At 67.7% G+C, this 16414-nt stretch carries 13 protein-coding genes and 1 tRNA gene; 11 read left to right on the forward strand and 3 right to left on the reverse strand.

Annotation, left to right across the window (positions count from 1 at the left end; translation table 11 throughout):
- Positions 1 to 7: 7 nt before the first annotated feature.
- The 10 genes from EV685_RS03095 to EV685_RS03145 all read left to right on the forward strand — a co-directional run bounded on the left by EV685_RS03095 (position 8) and on the right by EV685_RS03145 (position 12261).
- Positions 8 to 820, forward strand: a complete 813-nt coding sequence (locus tag EV685_RS03095; RefSeq protein ID WP_130480489.1) for a M90 family metallopeptidase — start codon at positions 8 to 10, stop codon at positions 818 to 820.
- A gap of 116 nt (positions 821 to 936) precedes the next feature.
- Positions 937 to 4095: a formate dehydrogenase-N subunit alpha gene (gene fdnG, locus EV685_RS03105; RefSeq protein ID WP_165396699.1), complete on the forward strand. Its 3159-nt coding sequence runs from the start codon at positions 937 to 939 to the stop codon at positions 4093 to 4095.
- Positions 4096 to 4099: 4 nt separating this feature from the next.
- Positions 4100 to 4966, forward strand: a complete 867-nt coding sequence (gene fdxH, locus EV685_RS03110) for a formate dehydrogenase subunit beta (RefSeq protein WP_130480492.1) — start codon at positions 4100 to 4102, stop codon at positions 4964 to 4966.
- Positions 4963 to 5583 (forward strand): formate dehydrogenase subunit gamma, encoded by a 621-nt coding sequence (locus tag EV685_RS03115; RefSeq protein WP_130480493.1) that lies wholly within the window; start codon positions 4963 to 4965, stop codon positions 5581 to 5583. The genes fdxH and EV685_RS03115 overlap by 4 nt, the downstream gene beginning before the upstream one ends.
- A gap of 113 nt (positions 5584 to 5696) precedes the next feature.
- On the forward strand, positions 5697 to 6761 hold the full coding sequence (gene fdhE / locus EV685_RS03120) for a formate dehydrogenase accessory protein FdhE (protein ID WP_130480494.1): 1065 nt from the start codon (positions 5697 to 5699) through the stop codon (positions 6759 to 6761).
- Positions 6761 to 8239, forward strand: a complete 1479-nt coding sequence (selA, locus tag EV685_RS03125) for an L-seryl-tRNA(Sec) selenium transferase (protein ID WP_130480495.1) — start codon at positions 6761 to 6763, stop codon at positions 8237 to 8239. The genes fdhE and selA overlap by 1 nt, the downstream gene beginning before the upstream one ends.
- Positions 8240 to 8289: 50 nt before the next feature.
- Complete coding sequence (locus EV685_RS03130; RefSeq protein ID WP_130480496.1) at positions 8290 to 8886, forward strand: TlpA disulfide reductase family protein; 597 nt, start codon at positions 8290 to 8292, stop codon at positions 8884 to 8886.
- Between the two features lie 86 nt (positions 8887 to 8972).
- A complete protein-coding gene (locus EV685_RS03135; protein WP_130480497.1) occupies positions 8973 to 10094 on the forward strand; it encodes a transglutaminase-like domain-containing protein in 1122 nt (373 codons plus the stop codon).
- Positions 10095 to 10124: 30 nt separating this feature from the next.
- Positions 10125 to 12134 (forward strand): selenocysteine-specific translation elongation factor, encoded by a 2010-nt coding sequence (gene selB / locus EV685_RS03140; RefSeq protein WP_130480498.1) that lies wholly within the window; start codon positions 10125 to 10127, stop codon positions 12132 to 12134.
- A 31-nt stretch (positions 12135 to 12165) separates the two neighbouring features.
- Positions 12166 to 12261: transfer RNA gene (locus EV685_RS03145), tRNA-Sec, on the forward strand.
- Between the two features lie 81 nt (positions 12262 to 12342).
- Here the strand turns inward: EV685_RS03145 and clpA are convergent.
- Together clpA and clpS are read right to left on the reverse strand one after the other, a co-directional pair.
- Positions 12343 to 14664, reverse strand: a complete 2322-nt coding sequence (gene clpA, locus EV685_RS03150) for an ATP-dependent Clp protease ATP-binding subunit ClpA (RefSeq protein WP_130480499.1) — start codon at positions 14662 to 14664, stop codon at positions 12343 to 12345.
- The gene (gene clpS / locus EV685_RS03155) at positions 14661 to 15008 is read right to left on the reverse strand and encodes an ATP-dependent Clp protease adapter ClpS (RefSeq protein WP_130480500.1); all 348 of its coding nucleotides are present in this window, start codon (positions 15006 to 15008) and stop codon (positions 14661 to 14663) included. The genes clpA and clpS overlap by 4 nt, the downstream gene beginning before the upstream one ends.
- Before the next feature lie 204 nt (positions 15009 to 15212).
- Between clpS and EV685_RS03160 the strand changes: the two genes are divergently transcribed.
- A complete protein-coding gene (locus tag EV685_RS03160; protein ID WP_130480501.1) occupies positions 15213 to 15464 on the forward strand; it encodes a cold shock domain-containing protein in 252 nt (83 codons plus the stop codon).
- Between the two features lie 105 nt (positions 15465 to 15569).
- Here the strand turns inward: EV685_RS03160 and EV685_RS03165 are convergent, their stop codons facing one another.
- A complete protein-coding gene (locus tag EV685_RS03165; RefSeq protein ID WP_130480502.1) occupies positions 15570 to 16202 on the reverse strand; it encodes a glutaredoxin family protein in 633 nt (210 codons plus the stop codon).
- Positions 16203 to 16414 lie beyond the last annotated feature (212 nt).

Raw genomic sequence — 16414 nt, forward strand, 5'->3', positions numbered from 1 at the left:
CCTGATCATGCTGAGCTGGTGGCGCCGCTGGCGCGATGCCCGGGCCCGCCAGCAGCGCGCCATACCCGACGAGCTGTGGCTGGACACGCTGCACCGCCTGCCCTTCCTGAAGCGCCGACCGCTGGCCGACCTGCTCAAGCTGCGCGAGGACTGCGCCGTCTTCCTGGACCGCCACGAGTTCCATGGCGCTGGCGGGCTGGTTGTGACCGATGAGATGGCGGTGGCGGTGGCCGCGCAGGCTTGCCTGCCGGTCCTGCACCTCGACCTGGCGGCCTACGACGGATTCGTCGGCATCGTGCTGCACCCCGCCGAGGTGCGGGCGCAGCGGCAGTGGGTCGACGAGGACGGCGTCTGCCACGAAGGCAGCGAGGAACTGGCCGGCGAGGCCATGCCCGGCGGTCCGGTGATGCTGGCCTGGAGCGAGGTCGCCGCCAGCGGCGAGACCGCCGAGGACGGCTACAACGTCGTCGTCCACGAGTTTGTGCATGTCCTCGACATGCTCGATGGCGAGGCCGACGGGGTGCCTCCTCAGCCCCATGCGGCCGCTCGCCGCCACTGGCTGCAGGTCATGGAGGCCGCCCACGCCCGCCTGGTCAGGCAGGTCGAAGCGGGCGAGCCGACCGCCCTGGATCCCTATGGCGTGCACGGCCTGGAGGAGTTCTTCCCGGTCGCCAGCGAGGCCTTCTTCGTCGCGCCCGAACGGCTGCTTGACCATGAGCCGGCACTCTACGCGCTGCTGTCGGGCTACTACCGGCAGGACCCGGCAGCCCTCGCGCCGGCGGCGGCGCCGCGTCTGCGACAAATTGGCAGGACCCCCTAAGGATCAGCCCCGATGGCTGGCCACGGCCGTCGGCGATTGAATCGAGCGGGTTCTGCAAAAGTGGCCTGTGAAGGGCCTCGCACACGTCGGGCGCAACGCCCAAGGAGATCTCACCCATGGACATGGACCGGAGACAGTTCTTCCGGGTCAGTGGAGCAGGGTTGGCAGCGTCCAGCCTCGTCGCGTTGGGCTTCTCGCCCACGGCCGCCTTGGCCGAGACGCGCAGCTTCAAGCTGGCCCGGACCACCGAGACCCGCAGCATCTGCCCGTATTGCTCGGTCAGCTGCGGAATGATCATGTACACGCTCGGCGACAAGGCGAAGAACGTCAAGTCGACCATCGTGCACGTCGAGGGCGACCCCGACCACCCGGTCAACCGCGGCACGCTGTGCCCGAAGGGCGCCGGCGTGATGGACATGATCCAGTCCAAGGATCGCGTCAAGTTCCCGCAGGTCCGCGAAGCCGGCAGCAGCGAGTGGAAGCGCCTGTCCTGGGAAGAAGCGCTGACGCGTGTGGCCACGCACATGAAGGCCGACCGCGATGCGAACTTCATCAAGGCCAACGACAAGGGCGTGACGGTCAACCGCTGGAACACGTCCGCCTTCCTGATCTCGTCCGCCTCCTCCAACGAATCCGGTTATCTGAGCGTCAAGATCGCTCGTGGCCTGGGCATGGTTGCCCTGGACACGCAAGCACGCATCTGACACGCACCGACGGTGTCCAGTCTGGGCCCGACTTTCGGTCGCGGAGCGATGACCAATTCATGGACGGATATCAAGAACACCGATCTCGTCCTGATCATGGGCGGCAATGCCGCCGAAGCCCACCCCTGCGGCTTCAAGTGGGTGACCGAGGCCATGCAGCAGCGCAAGGCCAAGCTCATCGTGGTCGACCCACGTTTCACGCGCTCGGCCGCCGTGGCCGACTTCTACGCGCCGATCCGCGTGGGGACCGACATCGCCTTCCTGGGTGGTGTCCTCAACTACCTGCTGAGCAACGAGAAGGTCCACCTCGACTACGTCAAGCTGAACACGGACGCCACCTTCCTCGTCAAGGAAGGCTACTCGTTCGATAACGGCTTCTTCAGCGGCTACAACGCCGAGAAGCGCAGCTACGACAAGTCCAGCTGGGGCTACCAGTTGGGCGAGGACGGCTTCGTCAAGGTCGACGACACCCTGCAGAACCCGCAATGCGTGTTCCAGCAGATGAAGAAGCACTATGCGCGGTACACGCCCGAGCTGGTCAGCCAGATCACCGGCACGCCCAAGGACAAGTTCCTGAAGGTGTGCGAGATGCTGGCCGGCACCTCGGCGCCCGACAAGGTGATGACCATCTGCTACGCCCTGGGCTGGACCCAGCACTCGGTGGGCTCGCAGAACATCCGCACGATGGCCATGATCCAGCTGCTGCTGGGCAACATGGGTCGTCCGGGTGGAGGCATCAACGCGCTGCGAGGCCATGCCAACGTGCAGGGCATCACCGACATGTGTGCCTACACCGAGGTGTTGTCGGGCTACATCGGTGCACCGACCGATGCGGACGTCGACCGTGCGACCTACCTGGCCGCACGCACCGGCAAGGCGCTGCGGCCGGGCCAGATGGCCTTCACGCAGAACTTCCCGAAGTGGCAGACCAGCCTGATGAAGGCCTACTACGGCAATGCCGCGACGGCCGACAACCAGTTCGCCTACGACTGGATCCCGAAGCGGGATGGCGCCTACGACATCCTGGCCATCTTCGAGCGCATGCACCAGGGCAAGGTCAACGGCTTCATCGTGCAGGGCTTCAACCCGCTGGCGGCGGTGCCCAACAAGAAGAAGCTGTCGGAGAGCCTGGCCAAGCTGAAGTACCTGGTCATCATGGACCCGCTGGAGACCGAGACCAGCGAGTTCTGGAAGAACTACGGCCCGCTCAACGACGCCGATCCTTCCAAGATCCAGACCGAGGTCTTCCGCTTCCCGACCAGCTGCTTCGCCGAGGAGACCGGCTCCTTCACCAACTCCAGCCGCGTCATCAGCTGGAAGGAGAAGGCTGTCGACCCACCGGGCGAGGCCAAGCCGGACTCGGAAATCATGGCGCGCCTGTTCGTCAAGCTGCGCGGCATGTATGCCAAGGACGGCGGTGCGCTGCCCGAGCCGATCGCCGCGCTGAACTGGCCCTACCTGAACGCCAACGTGCCCCAGCCGGGCGAGTTGCTGCGCGAGATCTCCGGCAAGGCCTTGGTCGACCTGTTCCCGCCCGCACCCGCAGCCGCACCTGCAGCTGCAGCAGCCATCGCAGGTGCCAAGCCGGCCGCTGCCGCTGCCAAGCCGGCCGTTGCCGCAGCCCCTGCGGCGCCGGTCGCTCCGCTGGTCAAGGCGGGCGAGCAGATCCCTGGCTTCGCGGTGCTGCGTGACGATGGCTCGACGAGCTGCGGCAACTGGATCTACGCCGGTTGCTGGGGCCCGGCGGGCAACCTGACCGCACGGCGCGACAACAGCGATCCGACCGGACTGGGCGTGTTCCCGAACTGGGGCTTCGCCTGGCCGGCCAACCGCCGCATCCTCTACAACCGCGCCTCGGCCGACAAGGACGGCAAGCCGTGGGATCCCTCGCGCAAGTACCTGGCCTGGAACGGAACGTCCTGGGCCGGTGGGGCCGACATCCCCGACATGCGTCCGGACGCGGCTCCCGAGCAGGGCGTTGGCGCCTTCATCATGAACCCAGAAGGCGTCGCGAGACTGCATGCGGTGGGCATGAACGAGGGCCCCTTCCCCGAGCACTACGAGCCCTTCGAGACCCCGCTGGGCGTGAACCTGATGTGTCCGACCAACCCGGGCGCGGTCAGCAACCCTGCGGCGCGGGTCTACAAGGGTGACCGCGAGAACTTCGGCAAACAAGACGAGTTCCCGTATGCCGCCACGACCTACCGCCTGACCGAGCACCTGCACTACTGGACCAAGCACTCGCGCAGCAATGCCATCGTCCAGCCCGCGCCCTTCATCGAGATCGGTGAGGAGCTGGCCAAGGAGAAGGGCATCAAGCAGGGCGACCAGGTCAAGGTGCGCAGCAAGCGTGGCGAGGTCATCGCGGCCTGCGTGGTGACCAAGCGCATGAAGGCTCTGGACGTCAACGGCAAGAAGGTCCACCACGTCGGCATCCCGATCCACTGGGGCTTCAAGGGGGTGACGCAGAACGGCTACCTGGCCAATGCCCTGACCCCGTTCGTCGGCGACGCCAACTCGCAGACGCCGGAGTTCAAGGCCTTCCTCGTCAACATCGAGAAAGTGAGCTGAAGCCATGGCCAGCCTGCAATCCCAGGACGTGGTGGCCCGTTCTGCCACCACGTCCCCGACGCCCCAGGTGCGGACCAACGCCCCTCAGGTCGCCAAGCTCATCGACGAGTCCAAGTGCATCGGCTGCAAGGCCTGCCAAGTGGCTTGCATGAACTGGAACGACCTGCGCGACGACATCGGCACCAACATCGGCGTGTACGACAACCCCAGCGACCTGACGGCCAGCAGCTGGACGGTGATGAAGTTCTTCGAGGTCGAGCCCGAGAACGGCAGCCTCGAATGGCTGATCCGCAAGGACGGCTGCATGCACTGCGAGGACCCGGGGTGCCTGAAGGCCTGTCCTTCACCCGGCGCGATCGTCAAGTACAGCAACGGTATCGTTGACTTCATCAGCGAAAACTGCATCGGCTGCGGCTACTGCATCAAGGGCTGCCCGTTTGACGTGCCACGCATCAGCGCGGCCGACAACAAGGCCTACAAGTGCACGCTGTGTTCGGACCGGGTCGGCGTGGGCCTGGAACCGGCCTGCGTCAAGACCTGCCCGACGGGCGCGATCGGCTTCGGCACCAAGGAAGACATGGTGGCGTATGGCGAGAAGCGTGCCGGTGAGTTGAAGGAGCGTGGCTTCCAGAACGCGGGTCTCTACAACCCGCAAGGCGTCGGCGGCACGCACGTCATGTACGTGCTCAAGCATGCCGACAAGCCCGAGCTGGAAGACCTGCCGGCCAACCCGTCGATCAACCCGATGGTGTCGGTCTGGAAGGGCATCGCCAAGCCGCTGGCGGTCGCGGGCATGGTTGGCGCGATGGTGGCCGGCTTCTTCCACTACATGAAGGTCGGTCCGATCGAGTCGGAAGAGGAGAAGTCATGAGCCGTCTGCTGCAACGCTATGGCGACTCGGAGCGCATGAACCACTGGTTCATCGCCCTGATGTTCGTGCTGGCCGGGCTGTCGGGCCTGGCCTTCTTCCACCCCAGCCTGTTCTTCTTCACCCACCTCTTCGGGGGCGGGCCCTGGACGCGCATCCTGCACCCCTTCATGGGGCTGCTGATGGTGGTGTCCTTCCTGGGCCTGTTCGTGAGGCTGTGGCGAGAGAACGTGATGACCGCCGCCGACAAGGAGTGGTCCAAGCACATGGGCGAGATGCTGCGCGGCAACAAGGCCAACCTGCCTCCGGTCGGCAAGTACAACGCCGGCCAGAAGCGGGTGTTCTGGGCCATGTCGATCAGCCTCGCGGTGCTGGTGATCACGGGCGTGATGTTCTGGCGTCCGTGGTTCGCGCCGCTGTTCCCGATCGACGTGTTGCGCATCGCGGTGCTGCTGCACTCTGTGTCGGCGATCGTGCTGGTGCTGTCGGTGATCGTGCACGTCTACGCCGCGATCTGGGTCAAGGGCACCGTCCGGGCGATGACGCGCGGCACCGTGACCGAGAACTGGGCGCGGTTGAACCACCCGCTGTGGCATGAGGAAATGACGCGTCGCCGCTGACGCGCCATCGGTCTTTCCACCCAGGCCGGGACCGTCTTGACGAGACAGAATCCCGGCCTGATCGCTTCTGCGACCTGATTGCCTTCACCCCGTCGTTCCAAGGAACCCGCCCGATGACAGCGACCGCCACGGTCCGCGTGATGACCCCGGAAGAGATCGCCTCGCGCGCTGCCGGCGAGACGCCCTACTTCCGCTGGCCGCAACGCCAGACGCTGTTCGCCGAGCGCGCCATGCGCCTGCGCCAACTCGCTCGTGGCCACGCCATGGGCGATTTCCTCGCCTTCATGGCCGACCTTGCCCTGGCCCAGCACCAGGCCCTGCAGGACTTCCCGACCACCGTGCCGCTGCCCGACGCCGCCGCGCTGGACCGCGCCTCGCAGCGCGGCGAGCCGCCGCTGTCGACGCTGGACTGGCCGCGTGACCCCGCCTGGCAGGCTGCGCTGCGCCAAATCTGCAGCGGCCTGCGACCCACCGCACCGGCTCCGGTGCAGGCGGTGCTGGACGGCCTGCTGGCCGCAGGAGGCGATCACCTCGAACACCAAGCCGATCGGCTGCTGACCGGGCTGATGCGCGGTCTGGACCTGGCGAGCGCGCCGCTGATCGCCGCCGCCTTGCAGGTCTACTGGACCCATCTCGTGCTGGAGGTCCAACGCCAGCACATCGGCGGCGGTCAACCCTTCGGCCGACCTGACGACGACGCTAGCGGCGTCTGCCCCTGCTGCGGCAGCCGGCCGGTGGCCAGCATCACCCGCAGCGAGGGCGAATCGCTGGGCCAGCGCTACCTGCACTGCGGCCTGTGCAACACCGAATGGCACCGGGTGCGCATCCAGTGCGCCCACTGCGGCAGTGGCAAGTCCATCGCTTTCCAGTCGCTGGACACCGCCGAACTGGCCGCCGACCTGGACGAGGACGAAGCCGCCGCCCGCTCGGCCCGCGCCGCCCAGGCCGCCATTCAGGCCGAGACCTGTGACGACTGCGGCCACTACCTCAAGATCATGCACACCGACCGCGACCCGTCGGTCGATCCGGTGGCCGACGATCTGGCCTCGATCACGCTGGACCTGCTGGTCGCCGAGACCGGTCTGCAGCGCCATGGCCTGAACCTGATGCTGCTGTTCGGCGAGCCAGACGACGGCACCGACCCCGGCGGCACGCCACCCGATCCCGGAGGCGCGTGATGGCGCGGCCCGACGAATCCGTGGTTCACGGTTCCAAGGCCCCCGGCGAGACAGGCTCAGCCTCTGAGCCAGCCGGCCCCAAGGACCTCCCCGCCGTCGACCGGCTGCTGCGTCTGCCCGACGTGACCGCGCTGCTGGCCGAACACGGCCACACACTGGTGGCCGGCCAGGCACGCATGCTGCTGGACGGCTTGCGTGCGCAGGCACTCACCGGCTCGCTCGACCGCGCCGACATCGCATCGGCCGCGCTGGTCGGCGCCTTGCGGCATCGCATCGACGCCACGTTGGCGCCGGCCATGCGAGCGGTCTTCAACTGCACCGGCACCGTCATCCACACCAACCTCGGCCGCGCCCTGCTGGCCGACGCGGCGCTGCAGCAGGTGATGGCGCTGATGGGCAGTCCCAACAACCTCGAATACGACCTGGCCAGCGGCGGTCGGGGCGACCGCGACAGCCTGGTCGAGGGCCTGCTGTGTCAGCTGACCGGCGCCGAGGCCGCCACCGTCGTCAACAACAACGCGGCGGCCGTGCTGCTGAGCCTCGCGGCCTTGGCGCGAGACCGCGAGGTCATCGTCTCGCGCGGCGAGCTGGTCGAGATCGGCGGCGCCTTCCGCATCCCCGATGTGATGACCGCTGCCGGCGCCCGGCTGGTCGAGGTCGGCACCACCAACCGCACCCACCCGCGCGACTACGAGAACGCCATCGGCGAGCGCAGCGCCTTGCTGATGAAGATCCACACCAGCAACTACCAGGTGCAGGGCTTCACCGCCTCGGTCGACGAGGCCACGCTGGCCGGCATCGCCCGTCGCCACGGCCTGCCGCTGGTCAGCGACCTGGGCGCGGGCTCGCTGATCGACCTGTCGGCCCACGGTCTGCCGCGCGAGCCCATGCCGCAGGAACAACTGGCCGCCGGCTGCCAGCTCGTCACCTTCAGCGGCGACAAACTGCTGGGCGGGCCACAGGCGGGCTTGATCGTCGGCGAGCGGGCGCTGGTCGATCGCATTCGAAAGCACCCGATGAAGCGGGCGCTGCGCATGAGCAAGCTGCCCCTGGCCGCGCTGGAGGCCACGTTGCGCCTGTACCTGCGCCCGGAGCGCCTGGCCCGCGACCTGCCCACGCTGCGCCTGCTGACCCGTCCGCTGGCCGACATCCTGGCGACGGCAAACGCCCTGCACGCAGACGTCGAACGCGCCGTCGCGCCGCGCTACTCGGTGCAAGTGGTCGACGACCTGCTGGGCCAGATCGGCTCGGGCTCGTTGCCCATCGACCGCCTGCCATCGGCTGGCTTGGCCATCGCGCCGATCCAGAAGAAAGGTGCCGGTCGTGCCCTGGACGAACTCGCCACCGCGCTGCGCACGCTGCCCCGCCCAGTGATCGGACGCATCACCGAGGACCGCCTGCTGCTGGACCTGCGCTGCATCGAGAATCACTTCCCTTTTGCGGCCCAGCTGCCGCTGCTTCCGGATCGCCTGGCCTGAGGCGAGCCGAGTCCCCACCATCCTGACAGGCCAAGTACCGAACCCAAACCATGAACCCTGAACATCCGTTCCTCGCCGGTCCGGCGGGAGCCGATGCAGTCCCGACGCCCGACCGGCGCCGCCTGCTGCATCTGGGTTTCGCGCTGCTGACCGCCTCCACCCTGCCCGACGCTGTGCCAGCCGCAGCGCTTGAGACCGACCCGCCCGGCGCACACCGAACGCCCTGGCCACCCGCACTGCCCACGCCAACCCTCGAACTGCCCACCTGGGAAGGCCCGGTCTGGCGATTGGCCGATGCCCGCGGGCAGGTTGTCATCATCAATTTCTGGGCCACCTGGTGCGAGCCCTGCCGCGAGGAACTGCCATCGCTGGAGCTGCTGGCGCAGCGCCATGTCGATGACCGCGTGCAGGTCATCACCGTCAACCACCGCGAGACCGACGCCACCCTGCGGCGCTACCTGGCCGCCGATCCGCTGACCCTGCCCGTGCTGCGAGACCGCGACGGCGCCGCCTCGCGCGCATGGACGGCTCGGGTGTTCCCGACCACCGTGGTGGTCGATCGGCAGGGTCGCGCCGCCTTCAGCGTCATCGGCGAACTCGATTGGGCCGGTTCGGCACCGCGTCGCTGGCTGCGCGACATGCTCTGAATCGCCACACACCGCAACCACCATCCTTCAGCCCGCTGCACCGTCAACTTGACGGACCTCCCCCTCATCACCCTGGAGTCAACACCATGAAACACACCCGACTGGACCGCCGCACCCTGCTTTCCACCGGCGCAGCCTTGGCCGCACCCCTGTTCGTGCCCGGCCTTGCCCGCGCCCAGGCCGCCGAGCGCCGCTTCGAACCGCAGATCGCCGGCTGGCGCACCTTCGAAGTCACGACCACCGTCCAGGTGGCCGACGTTCAAGGAGCGACGCAGCTGTGGCTGCCCATCCCCGACATCACCTCCGACTACCAGCAGTCGGTCGACAACCGCTGGAGCGGCAATGCCGACACGATCGGCCTGACGCGCGAATCGAAGCATGGCGTCCAGATGCTGCACGCCACCTTCGCCGCCAGCAACGCCCAGCCGACCGTCACGCTGACCAGCACGCTGCGCACCCGCAACCGCGCGGTCGACTGGAACGCTCGCGCGGGGCAGGCCGAAGATCCCGCCGTGCTCAAGGCCAATCTGCAGCCCACCGAACTCAAGCCGCTCGACGGCATCGTGCGCAAGACGGCGCTGGAAGCCACCAAGGGCGCCACGACCGATGTGGACAAGGTTCGCGCGCTCTACAGCTGGGTGATTGCCAACAGCTGGCGCGAGCCCAAGACGCGCGGCTGCGGCACCGGCGACATCCAGGCCATGCTGGAGACCGGCAACCTGGGCGGCAAATGCGCTGACCTGAACGCGATCTTCGTCGGCCTGTGCCGTGCGGTGGGTGTGCCGGCGCGCGATGTCTACGGGCTGCGTCTGGTGCCGTCCGCCTTTGGCTACAAGGAACTGGGCGGGAATCCGGCCAATCTCAAAGGTGCCCAGCATTGCCGTGCCGAGGTCTACCTCACCGGCACGGGCTGGGTGGCCATGGACCCGGCCGATGTGCTCAAGGTCATGCGCCAGGAAACGGCCGAGTGGATCAAGGACCCTGCACACCCGATCGTCGCGCCCGTGATGAAGGGGCTGTTTGGCAGCTGGGAAGGCAACTGGGTGGGCTGGAACACCGTCAATGACCTCGTCCTGCCGGGCAGTGCCGACCGTGGCACCAAGTCCTTCCTGATGTATCCCAATGGCGAGAATGCCAGCGGCCGTTTCGACGAGTCCTCACCCGACAGCTTCAAGTACACGATCAGCGCACGCGAACTCAGCACCTGAGCCCACGCCCACCTTCATCCGGAGACCCCCATGATCGTCGGCACCGCCGGCCACATCGACCACGGCAAGACCACGCTGGTGAAGGCGCTGACCGGCGTCGACACCGACCGCCTGCCCGAAGAGAAGAAGCGCGGCATCAGCATCGAGCTGGGCTACGCCTTCCTCGATGTGCCCGAGGTCGACGGGCACACAGCACCGCGCATCGGCTTCATCGATGTGCCCGGCCACGAACGGCTGGTCCACACGATGCTGGCCGGTGCGACCGGCATCGACCATGCCTTGCTGCTCGTCGCTGCCGACGACGGCGTGATGCCGCAGACCCGCGAGCATCTGGCGGTGCTGTCCCTGCTGGGTCTTCGCGAGGGCGCCGTGGTCATCACCAAGGCCGATCGGGTCGACGCCGAGCGGCTCGCCGCCGTGCGCGCCGAAGCCCTTGCACTGGTGCAGGGCAGCTCGCTGGCCGACGCGCCGGTGCTCGCGGTGTCGGCCCACAGCGGCCTGGGGTTGACCGAGCTGCGCGAGCGGCTCTGGGCCGCTGCACGGGCCCATGCCGGCCGCAACGACCGTGGCGATGGGGCGTTCCGGCTGGCGATCGACCGGGCCTTCACGCTCGACGGCGTCGGCACGGTCGTCACCGGCACGGTGCATGCCGGCAGCGTCGCGGTCGGTGATGAACTCGTTCGCATGCCCGGTGGGCAGCGTGTGCGGGTGCGCAGCCTGCACGCGCAGAACCGCGTGGTCGAACGCGCCGAGGCCGGCCAGCGCTGCGCGGTCGGCCTGGTCGGCCTGGCCAAGGACGAGATCGGCCGCGGCCAGTGGATCGTGGCACCTGCCGCTGCGCTGGCCACCGACCGGCTCGATGCGAGCTTGACGCTCTGGCACGACGAGGCCAAGCCGCTGCGCAGCGGCACACCGGTGCATGTGCACATCGGCGCGATCGACATGCCGGGCACGGTCGCGATCCTCGATGAACACGGGGTTTCTGGCGATCCGGGACCTGCCACCGATCGCTTGATGCCCGGTGCGACCGCGCGGGTCCAGCTGATCCTGCGCAGCCCGGTCGGCGCCTGGCATGGCGACCGCGTCGTGCTGCGCGACGCCTCGGCCAGCCGCACGCTGGCCGGCGGCATCGTGCTCGACCCCCATGCGCCCACGCGCTATCGGCGCACACCGCAGCGCCTGGCAGAACTGGCGGCGCTGGCCTTGCCGACGCTGGACGAGCGGGTGGCCGCGCTGATCGACGCGGCACCGAACGGCGTCGACCTGAACCGCCTGGCCGCTGCGCAAGGTCAGCCGCTGAGCGCCTTGCAGGCGCGGCCCCACAAGCCGTCGACCACACACAGCCACGACGGCTGGGCCCTGGGTTCGAGCCAGTCCGAGGCGGCCCGTCAGGCCCTGCTGGCCGCGCTGTCGCGCTTCCACGCCGGTCATCCCGAAGAACTCGGCCCGGACACCGCGCGGCTGCGCCGGCTGGCCCTGCCGCGCCTGCCCGAGCCGCTCTACCGAGCCCTGCTGACGGGCCTGCAGGCCGCTGCACAGGTGCTCGTGCGGGGTGCCTATGTGCACCTGCCCGAACACGGCATCCAGCTCTCAGCCACCGAGGAACGACTGGCTCAGAAGGTGAGCCCGGCCCTGGCCGCCGCAGGCTACGAAGGCGCCTGGGTGCGCGACCTCGCGCGTGATGCCAAGGAGTCCGAGCCCTTGATGCGCGTCACGCTGGCCCGGCTCGCCCAGCGCGGCGAGCTGGTGCAAGTGGTGAAAGACCTCTACTACCCGCCGGCCACGATGGCCAGACTCTGCGCCATCGCCCGCGAGGTCGCCCACGCCCATGACGGCGAGGTCACGGCCGCACGGTTCCGCGACGCCACGTCGCTGGGCCGCAAGCGGGCGATCCAGATCCTCGAATGCCTCGACCGCATCGGCCTGCTGCGACGGGTCGGTGATGTGCACCGGCTGCGCGCGGACAGCCAGTTGTACCGGGAAAGCGGGGATGACCGGGATGACCGGCAGACCCGCACGGCGGTGATCCGCGCGACCTGACCCTCGGGTGCGCCGGACAGATCGGATTCAAGGAGGGGAAACGACCCTGGTGGGTCGGCCGGGCTTCAAACCCGGTGGGTGGCGCCATGCGTCGCCGGGTGGGTTCGACTCCCATTCCCTTCCGCCACAACCCCACCGCAGCCTGCGGCCCCGGACATAAAAAAGCCCCGCGACGGCGGGGCTTCGGGGCGGGGTCGCGGTCCGTCGATCAGGCGGTCGCCGGCTCGGACTTGGGCTTGTCGCTCTTGTTGTTGCGCGGCTCGATGTCGAGCGTGACCTCGCTCTTGTCGTCGATGTCCACCGTCAGACGGCCACCTTCGGTCAGACGGCCGAACAGCAACTCGTCGGCCAGCGCGCGGCGGATGGTGTCCTGGATCAGGCGCTGCATCGGGCGCGCGCCCATCAACGGATCGAAGCCCTTCTTGCCCAGGTGCTGGCGCAGCGCGTCGGTGAAGGTGACCTCGACCTTCTTCTCGCCGAGCTGGCTCTCGAGCTGCAGCAAGAACTTGTCGACCACCCGCAGGATGATCTCCTCGTCCAGCGCGCGGAAGCTGACGATCGCATCGAGCCGGTTGCGGAACTCGGGCGTGAACATGCGCTTGATGTCGCCCATCTCGTCGCCGCTTTCGCGCGCCGTCGTGAAGCCGATGGTGGCCTTCTGCATGGTCTCGGCGCCCGCGTTGGTCGTCATGATGACGATGACGTTGCGGAAGTCGGCCTTGCGCCCGTTGTTGTCGGTCAGCGTGCCGTGGTCCATGACCTGCAGCAGGACGTTGAAGACATCCGGATGAGCCTTCTCGATCTCATCGAGCAGCAGCACGCAGTGCGGCTTCTTGGTGACCGCCTCGGTCAGCAGGCCGCCCTGGTCGAAGCCGACATAGCCCGGAGGCGCACCGATCAGGCGGCTGACGGCGTGGCGCTCCATGTACTCGGACATGTCGAAGCGGATCAGGTCGATGCCCAGGATGTAGGCCAGCTGCTTGGCAACCTCGGTCTTGCCCACACCCGTCGGGCCGCTGAACAGGAAGGCGCCGATCGGCTTCTCGGGCTTGCCCAGGCCGGAACGCGCCATCTTGATCGCGCCGGACAGCGCGTCGATGGCCGGGTCCTGGCCGAACACGACGCTCTTGAGGTCGCGGTCCAGGCTCTTGAGCTTGGAGCGGTCGTCGCTGGACACGCTGGCCGGCGGGATGCGGGCGATCTTGGCGACGATGTCCTCGACCTCGTTGCGGGTGATCTTCTTCTTCTGCTTGCTCTTGGGCAGCACACGTTGCGCGGCACCGGCCTCGTCGATCACGTCGATCGCCTTGTCGGGCAGGTGGCGGTCATTGATGAACTTGGCCGACAGCTCGGCCGCAGCCTGCAGCGCGCCCAGGTCGTACTTGACGCTGTGGTGCTCCTCGAAGCGCGACTTCAGGCCCTTGAGAATCTCGATGGTCTGCTCGACCGAAGGCTCGACCACGTCGACCTTCTGGAAGCGCCGCGACAACGCCGCGTCCTTCTCGAAGATGCCCCGGTACTCGGTGAATGTGGTGGCACCGATGCACTTGATCTGGCCCGAGCTGAGCGCCGGCTTGAGCAGGTTGCTCGCATCGAGCGTGCCGCCCGAGGCCGCGCCGGCACCGATCAGCGTGTGGATCTCGTCGATGAACAGGATCGCGTGCGGGTGTTCCTTGAGCTGCTTGAGCACGCCCTTCAGACGCTGTTCGAAGTCGCCGCGGTACTTGGTGCCAGCCAGCAGCGCGCCCATGTCCAGCGAGTAGACGGTGGACTCGGCCAGCACGTCGGGCACGTCGGACTGGGTGATGCGCCAGGCCAGGCCCTCGGCGATGGCAGTCTTGCCCACGCCGGCCTCGCCGACCAGCAGCGGGTTGTTCTTGCGACGACGGCAGAGCACCTGGATGACGCGTTCGACCTCGTGCTCGCGGCCGATCAGCGGATCGATGCGGCCGTCACGCGCAGCCTGGTTGAGGTTCTGCGTGTACTGGTCCAGCGGCGAGCCCTTGCCCTCGCCCTCGTCCTTGTCGGCCTCGCCGCTCGACGAGTTGCCGGTTGGCTCGCTGCCGCCGCCCTTGGTGGGCTCGGGCGGCTCGCTCTTCTTGATGCCGTGGGCGATGAAGTTGACGACGTCCAGGCGCGTCACACCCTGCTGGTGCAGGTAGTAGACGGCGTGCGAATCCTTCTCGCCGAAGATCGCCACCAGCACATTGGCGCCGGTGACTTCCTTCTTGCCGTTGCCGGTGGACTGCACATGCATGATCGCCCGCTGGATCACACGCTGGAAACCCAGCGTCGGCTGGGTGTCGACCTCATCGGTGCCCCCGACCGTGGGCGTGTTCTCCTTGATGAACTGCGAAAGACTCTTGCGCAGGTCATCGATGTTGGCGGCACAGGCCTTGAGGACCTCGGACGCCGACGGGTTGTCCAGCAGCGCGAGCAGCAGGTGCTCGACGGTGATGAACTCGTGCCGCTGCTGGCGCGCCTCGACGAACGCCATGTGCAGACTGACTTCCAACTCTTGCGCGATCATGCGACCTCCATCGTGCACTGCAGCGGATGACCCGCCCTTCGTGCGGCTGCCATCACCATCTCCACTTTCGTGGCGGCGACATCCTGGGTATAGACACCACAGACCGCCCGGCCCTCATGATGAATCTTCAACATGATCTGGGTGGCGGTCTCGAGGTCGTGACGAAAGAACTGCTGCAACACCATCACGACAAACTCCATCGGCGTGAAGTCGTCGTTGAGCATCAGGACTTGGTACACGCGCGGGGGCTCCGTGCGCTGTTGCTGCTTCTCTGCAATGACCGCGCCCTGGCCGTCGTCGGGGGACGGCGGCACACGCGGTGGGTCAGTCTTGCGCTCTGTCATGAACCCATTCTATAGACGGCCTGCGGGCCATGCCTGAGCGTGGCGATGGTCCTGCAGACCGGCCGCAACGCCGGCCCGCTGGCGTCCGGAATGCCCACAAAAAGCACCCGCGCAAACGTTCCCGGGCAGGGTCTTTCCTGCGTTGACAAGGGTGTTTTGCGGTAACGAGAATCTTGAAACAAATTCCGGTACGAGGAGCGAGAGATGGCACGCGGCATCGTCAAGTGGTTCAACGACGTGAAGGGGTTCGGGTTCATCGAACCAGAAGGCGGCGGTGAAGACGTCTTCGCGCATTTCTCGGCCATCCAGATGGACGGCTTCCGGACCTTGAAGCAGGGCTCTTCGGTCGACTTCGACCTGGTCGACGGCCCCAAGGGCAAGCTGGCGCAGAACATCCGATCGGCAGCAGGCACCGTTGCCGCTGCGGAGACCGCCAGTTCGGTCGCGCAAACCTGATCGATCCGGCTTGGCCGCGCCGCCCCGAAAGCCCGCTTGCTGCGGGCTTTTTGCTGGCTGTTGGATAGGTGCATGGCGAGCCTGATGGCAGCAGACTGCTTCGGATCAGAAACGAATCCCGCCCGCGCCGGGGTTGGCCGGGGCCAGTGGCGCGATCGGCGTGAACGTTGCCGACGGTGACGTGAGCGGTGCGATCGTCGCATCGTCGCTGCGGGCCACGGCCAAGGGTTCGGGCACCGGCGGACGCCAGGTCGACGGCAGGGTCGACGTGCGGGGGTAGCCGGCCGCGTCGAGCGTCGCCTGCCACTCGTCGGGCGTGTAGCCCACCAGCTGCTGACGACCCAGCCGCAGCACCGGAACTTCGGTGGTCTGCTCCAGCCGGCGCAGCTCGCGCACACCTTCGTCGTCGCCCGCGACCCGTTCGGTGTAAGGCACGCCACGGCTGCGCAGGGCCGCCCGGGCGCTGTCACAGGCGGCGCAGGCGGGTGCGGTGTAGAGCGTGACGGGGTAGCGCGCCACCACCTGGCGCAAGGCAAACGGCAATTCGGGCACCGTCGCGTTGCTGGCGGTGGCCGAGCCGTCGCGCCGCAAGGGCTGCACCCTCAGGCCACGATCGGCAGGTTGGCGGTCGGTGTAGGTCACCGTGCCGTCGGGCGCGACCACCTTGAACTGGGCCCACACCCAACCCGGCGCGACCATCGCGATCAGGGTCAGGCTGAGGACGACGGTTCGGGTCATGCGGTGCTCCAGGCGCGAGACGAAGGTGAAGACGACAGCCAGACCGAAGCCCGCCACGTCGAATCGATCGTATCAGCGGCACCCGTGGCACAGGGGCGCAACAGCCCCGCATCCACACGCCAGTTCAAGGGCAGCGTTCACGCTGGCGGCCACCGCGCAGGCCGCTGGCATCATCGCGCCCGACCTGAACCAGCGCCTTGCCGGCATGCGAC

This window comes from Sphaerotilus mobilis, from assembly GCF_004216565.1.
Taxonomy (GTDB): Bacteria; Pseudomonadota; Gammaproteobacteria; order Burkholderiales; family Burkholderiaceae_C; genus Sphaerotilus; species Sphaerotilus mobilis.

What these genes read in the sequence shown, in the direction of transcription:
- EV685_RS03115 (WP_130480493.1), top strand. Translation starts at nt 4,963, where the DNA reads ATGAGCCGTCTGCTGCAACGCTATGGCGACTCGGAGCGCATGAACCAC.
- EV685_RS03095 (WP_130480489.1), top strand. Translation starts at nt 8, where the DNA reads ATGCTGAGCTGGTGGCGCCGCTGGCGCGATGCCCGGGCCCGCCAGCAG.
- selB (WP_130480498.1), top strand. Translation starts at nt 10,125, where the DNA reads ATGATCGTCGGCACCGCCGGCCACATCGACCACGGCAAGACCACGCTG.
- selA (WP_130480495.1), top strand. Translation starts at nt 6,761, where the DNA reads ATGGCGCGGCCCGACGAATCCGTGGTTCACGGTTCCAAGGCCCCCGGC.
- EV685_RS03165 (WP_130480502.1), bottom strand. Translation starts at nt 16,202, where the DNA reads ATGACCCGAACCGTCGTCCTCAGCCTGACCCTGATCGCGATGGTCGCG.
- EV685_RS03130 (WP_130480496.1), top strand. Translation starts at nt 8,290, where the DNA reads ATGAACCCTGAACATCCGTTCCTCGCCGGTCCGGCGGGAGCCGATGCA.
- fdhE (WP_130480494.1), top strand. Translation starts at nt 5,697, where the DNA reads ATGACAGCGACCGCCACGGTCCGCGTGATGACCCCGGAAGAGATCGCC.
- EV685_RS03135 (WP_130480497.1), top strand. Translation starts at nt 8,973, where the DNA reads ATGAAACACACCCGACTGGACCGCCGCACCCTGCTTTCCACCGGCGCA.
- clpS (WP_130480500.1), bottom strand. Translation starts at nt 15,008, where the DNA reads ATGACAGAGCGCAAGACTGACCCACCGCGTGTGCCGCCGTCCCCCGAC.
- fdxH (WP_130480492.1), top strand. Translation starts at nt 4,100, where the DNA reads ATGGCCAGCCTGCAATCCCAGGACGTGGTGGCCCGTTCTGCCACCACG.
- clpA (WP_130480499.1), bottom strand. Translation starts at nt 14,664, where the DNA reads ATGATCGCGCAAGAGTTGGAAGTCAGTCTGCACATGGCGTTCGTCGAG.
- EV685_RS03160 (WP_130480501.1), top strand. Translation starts at nt 15,213, where the DNA reads ATGGCACGCGGCATCGTCAAGTGGTTCAACGACGTGAAGGGGTTCGGG.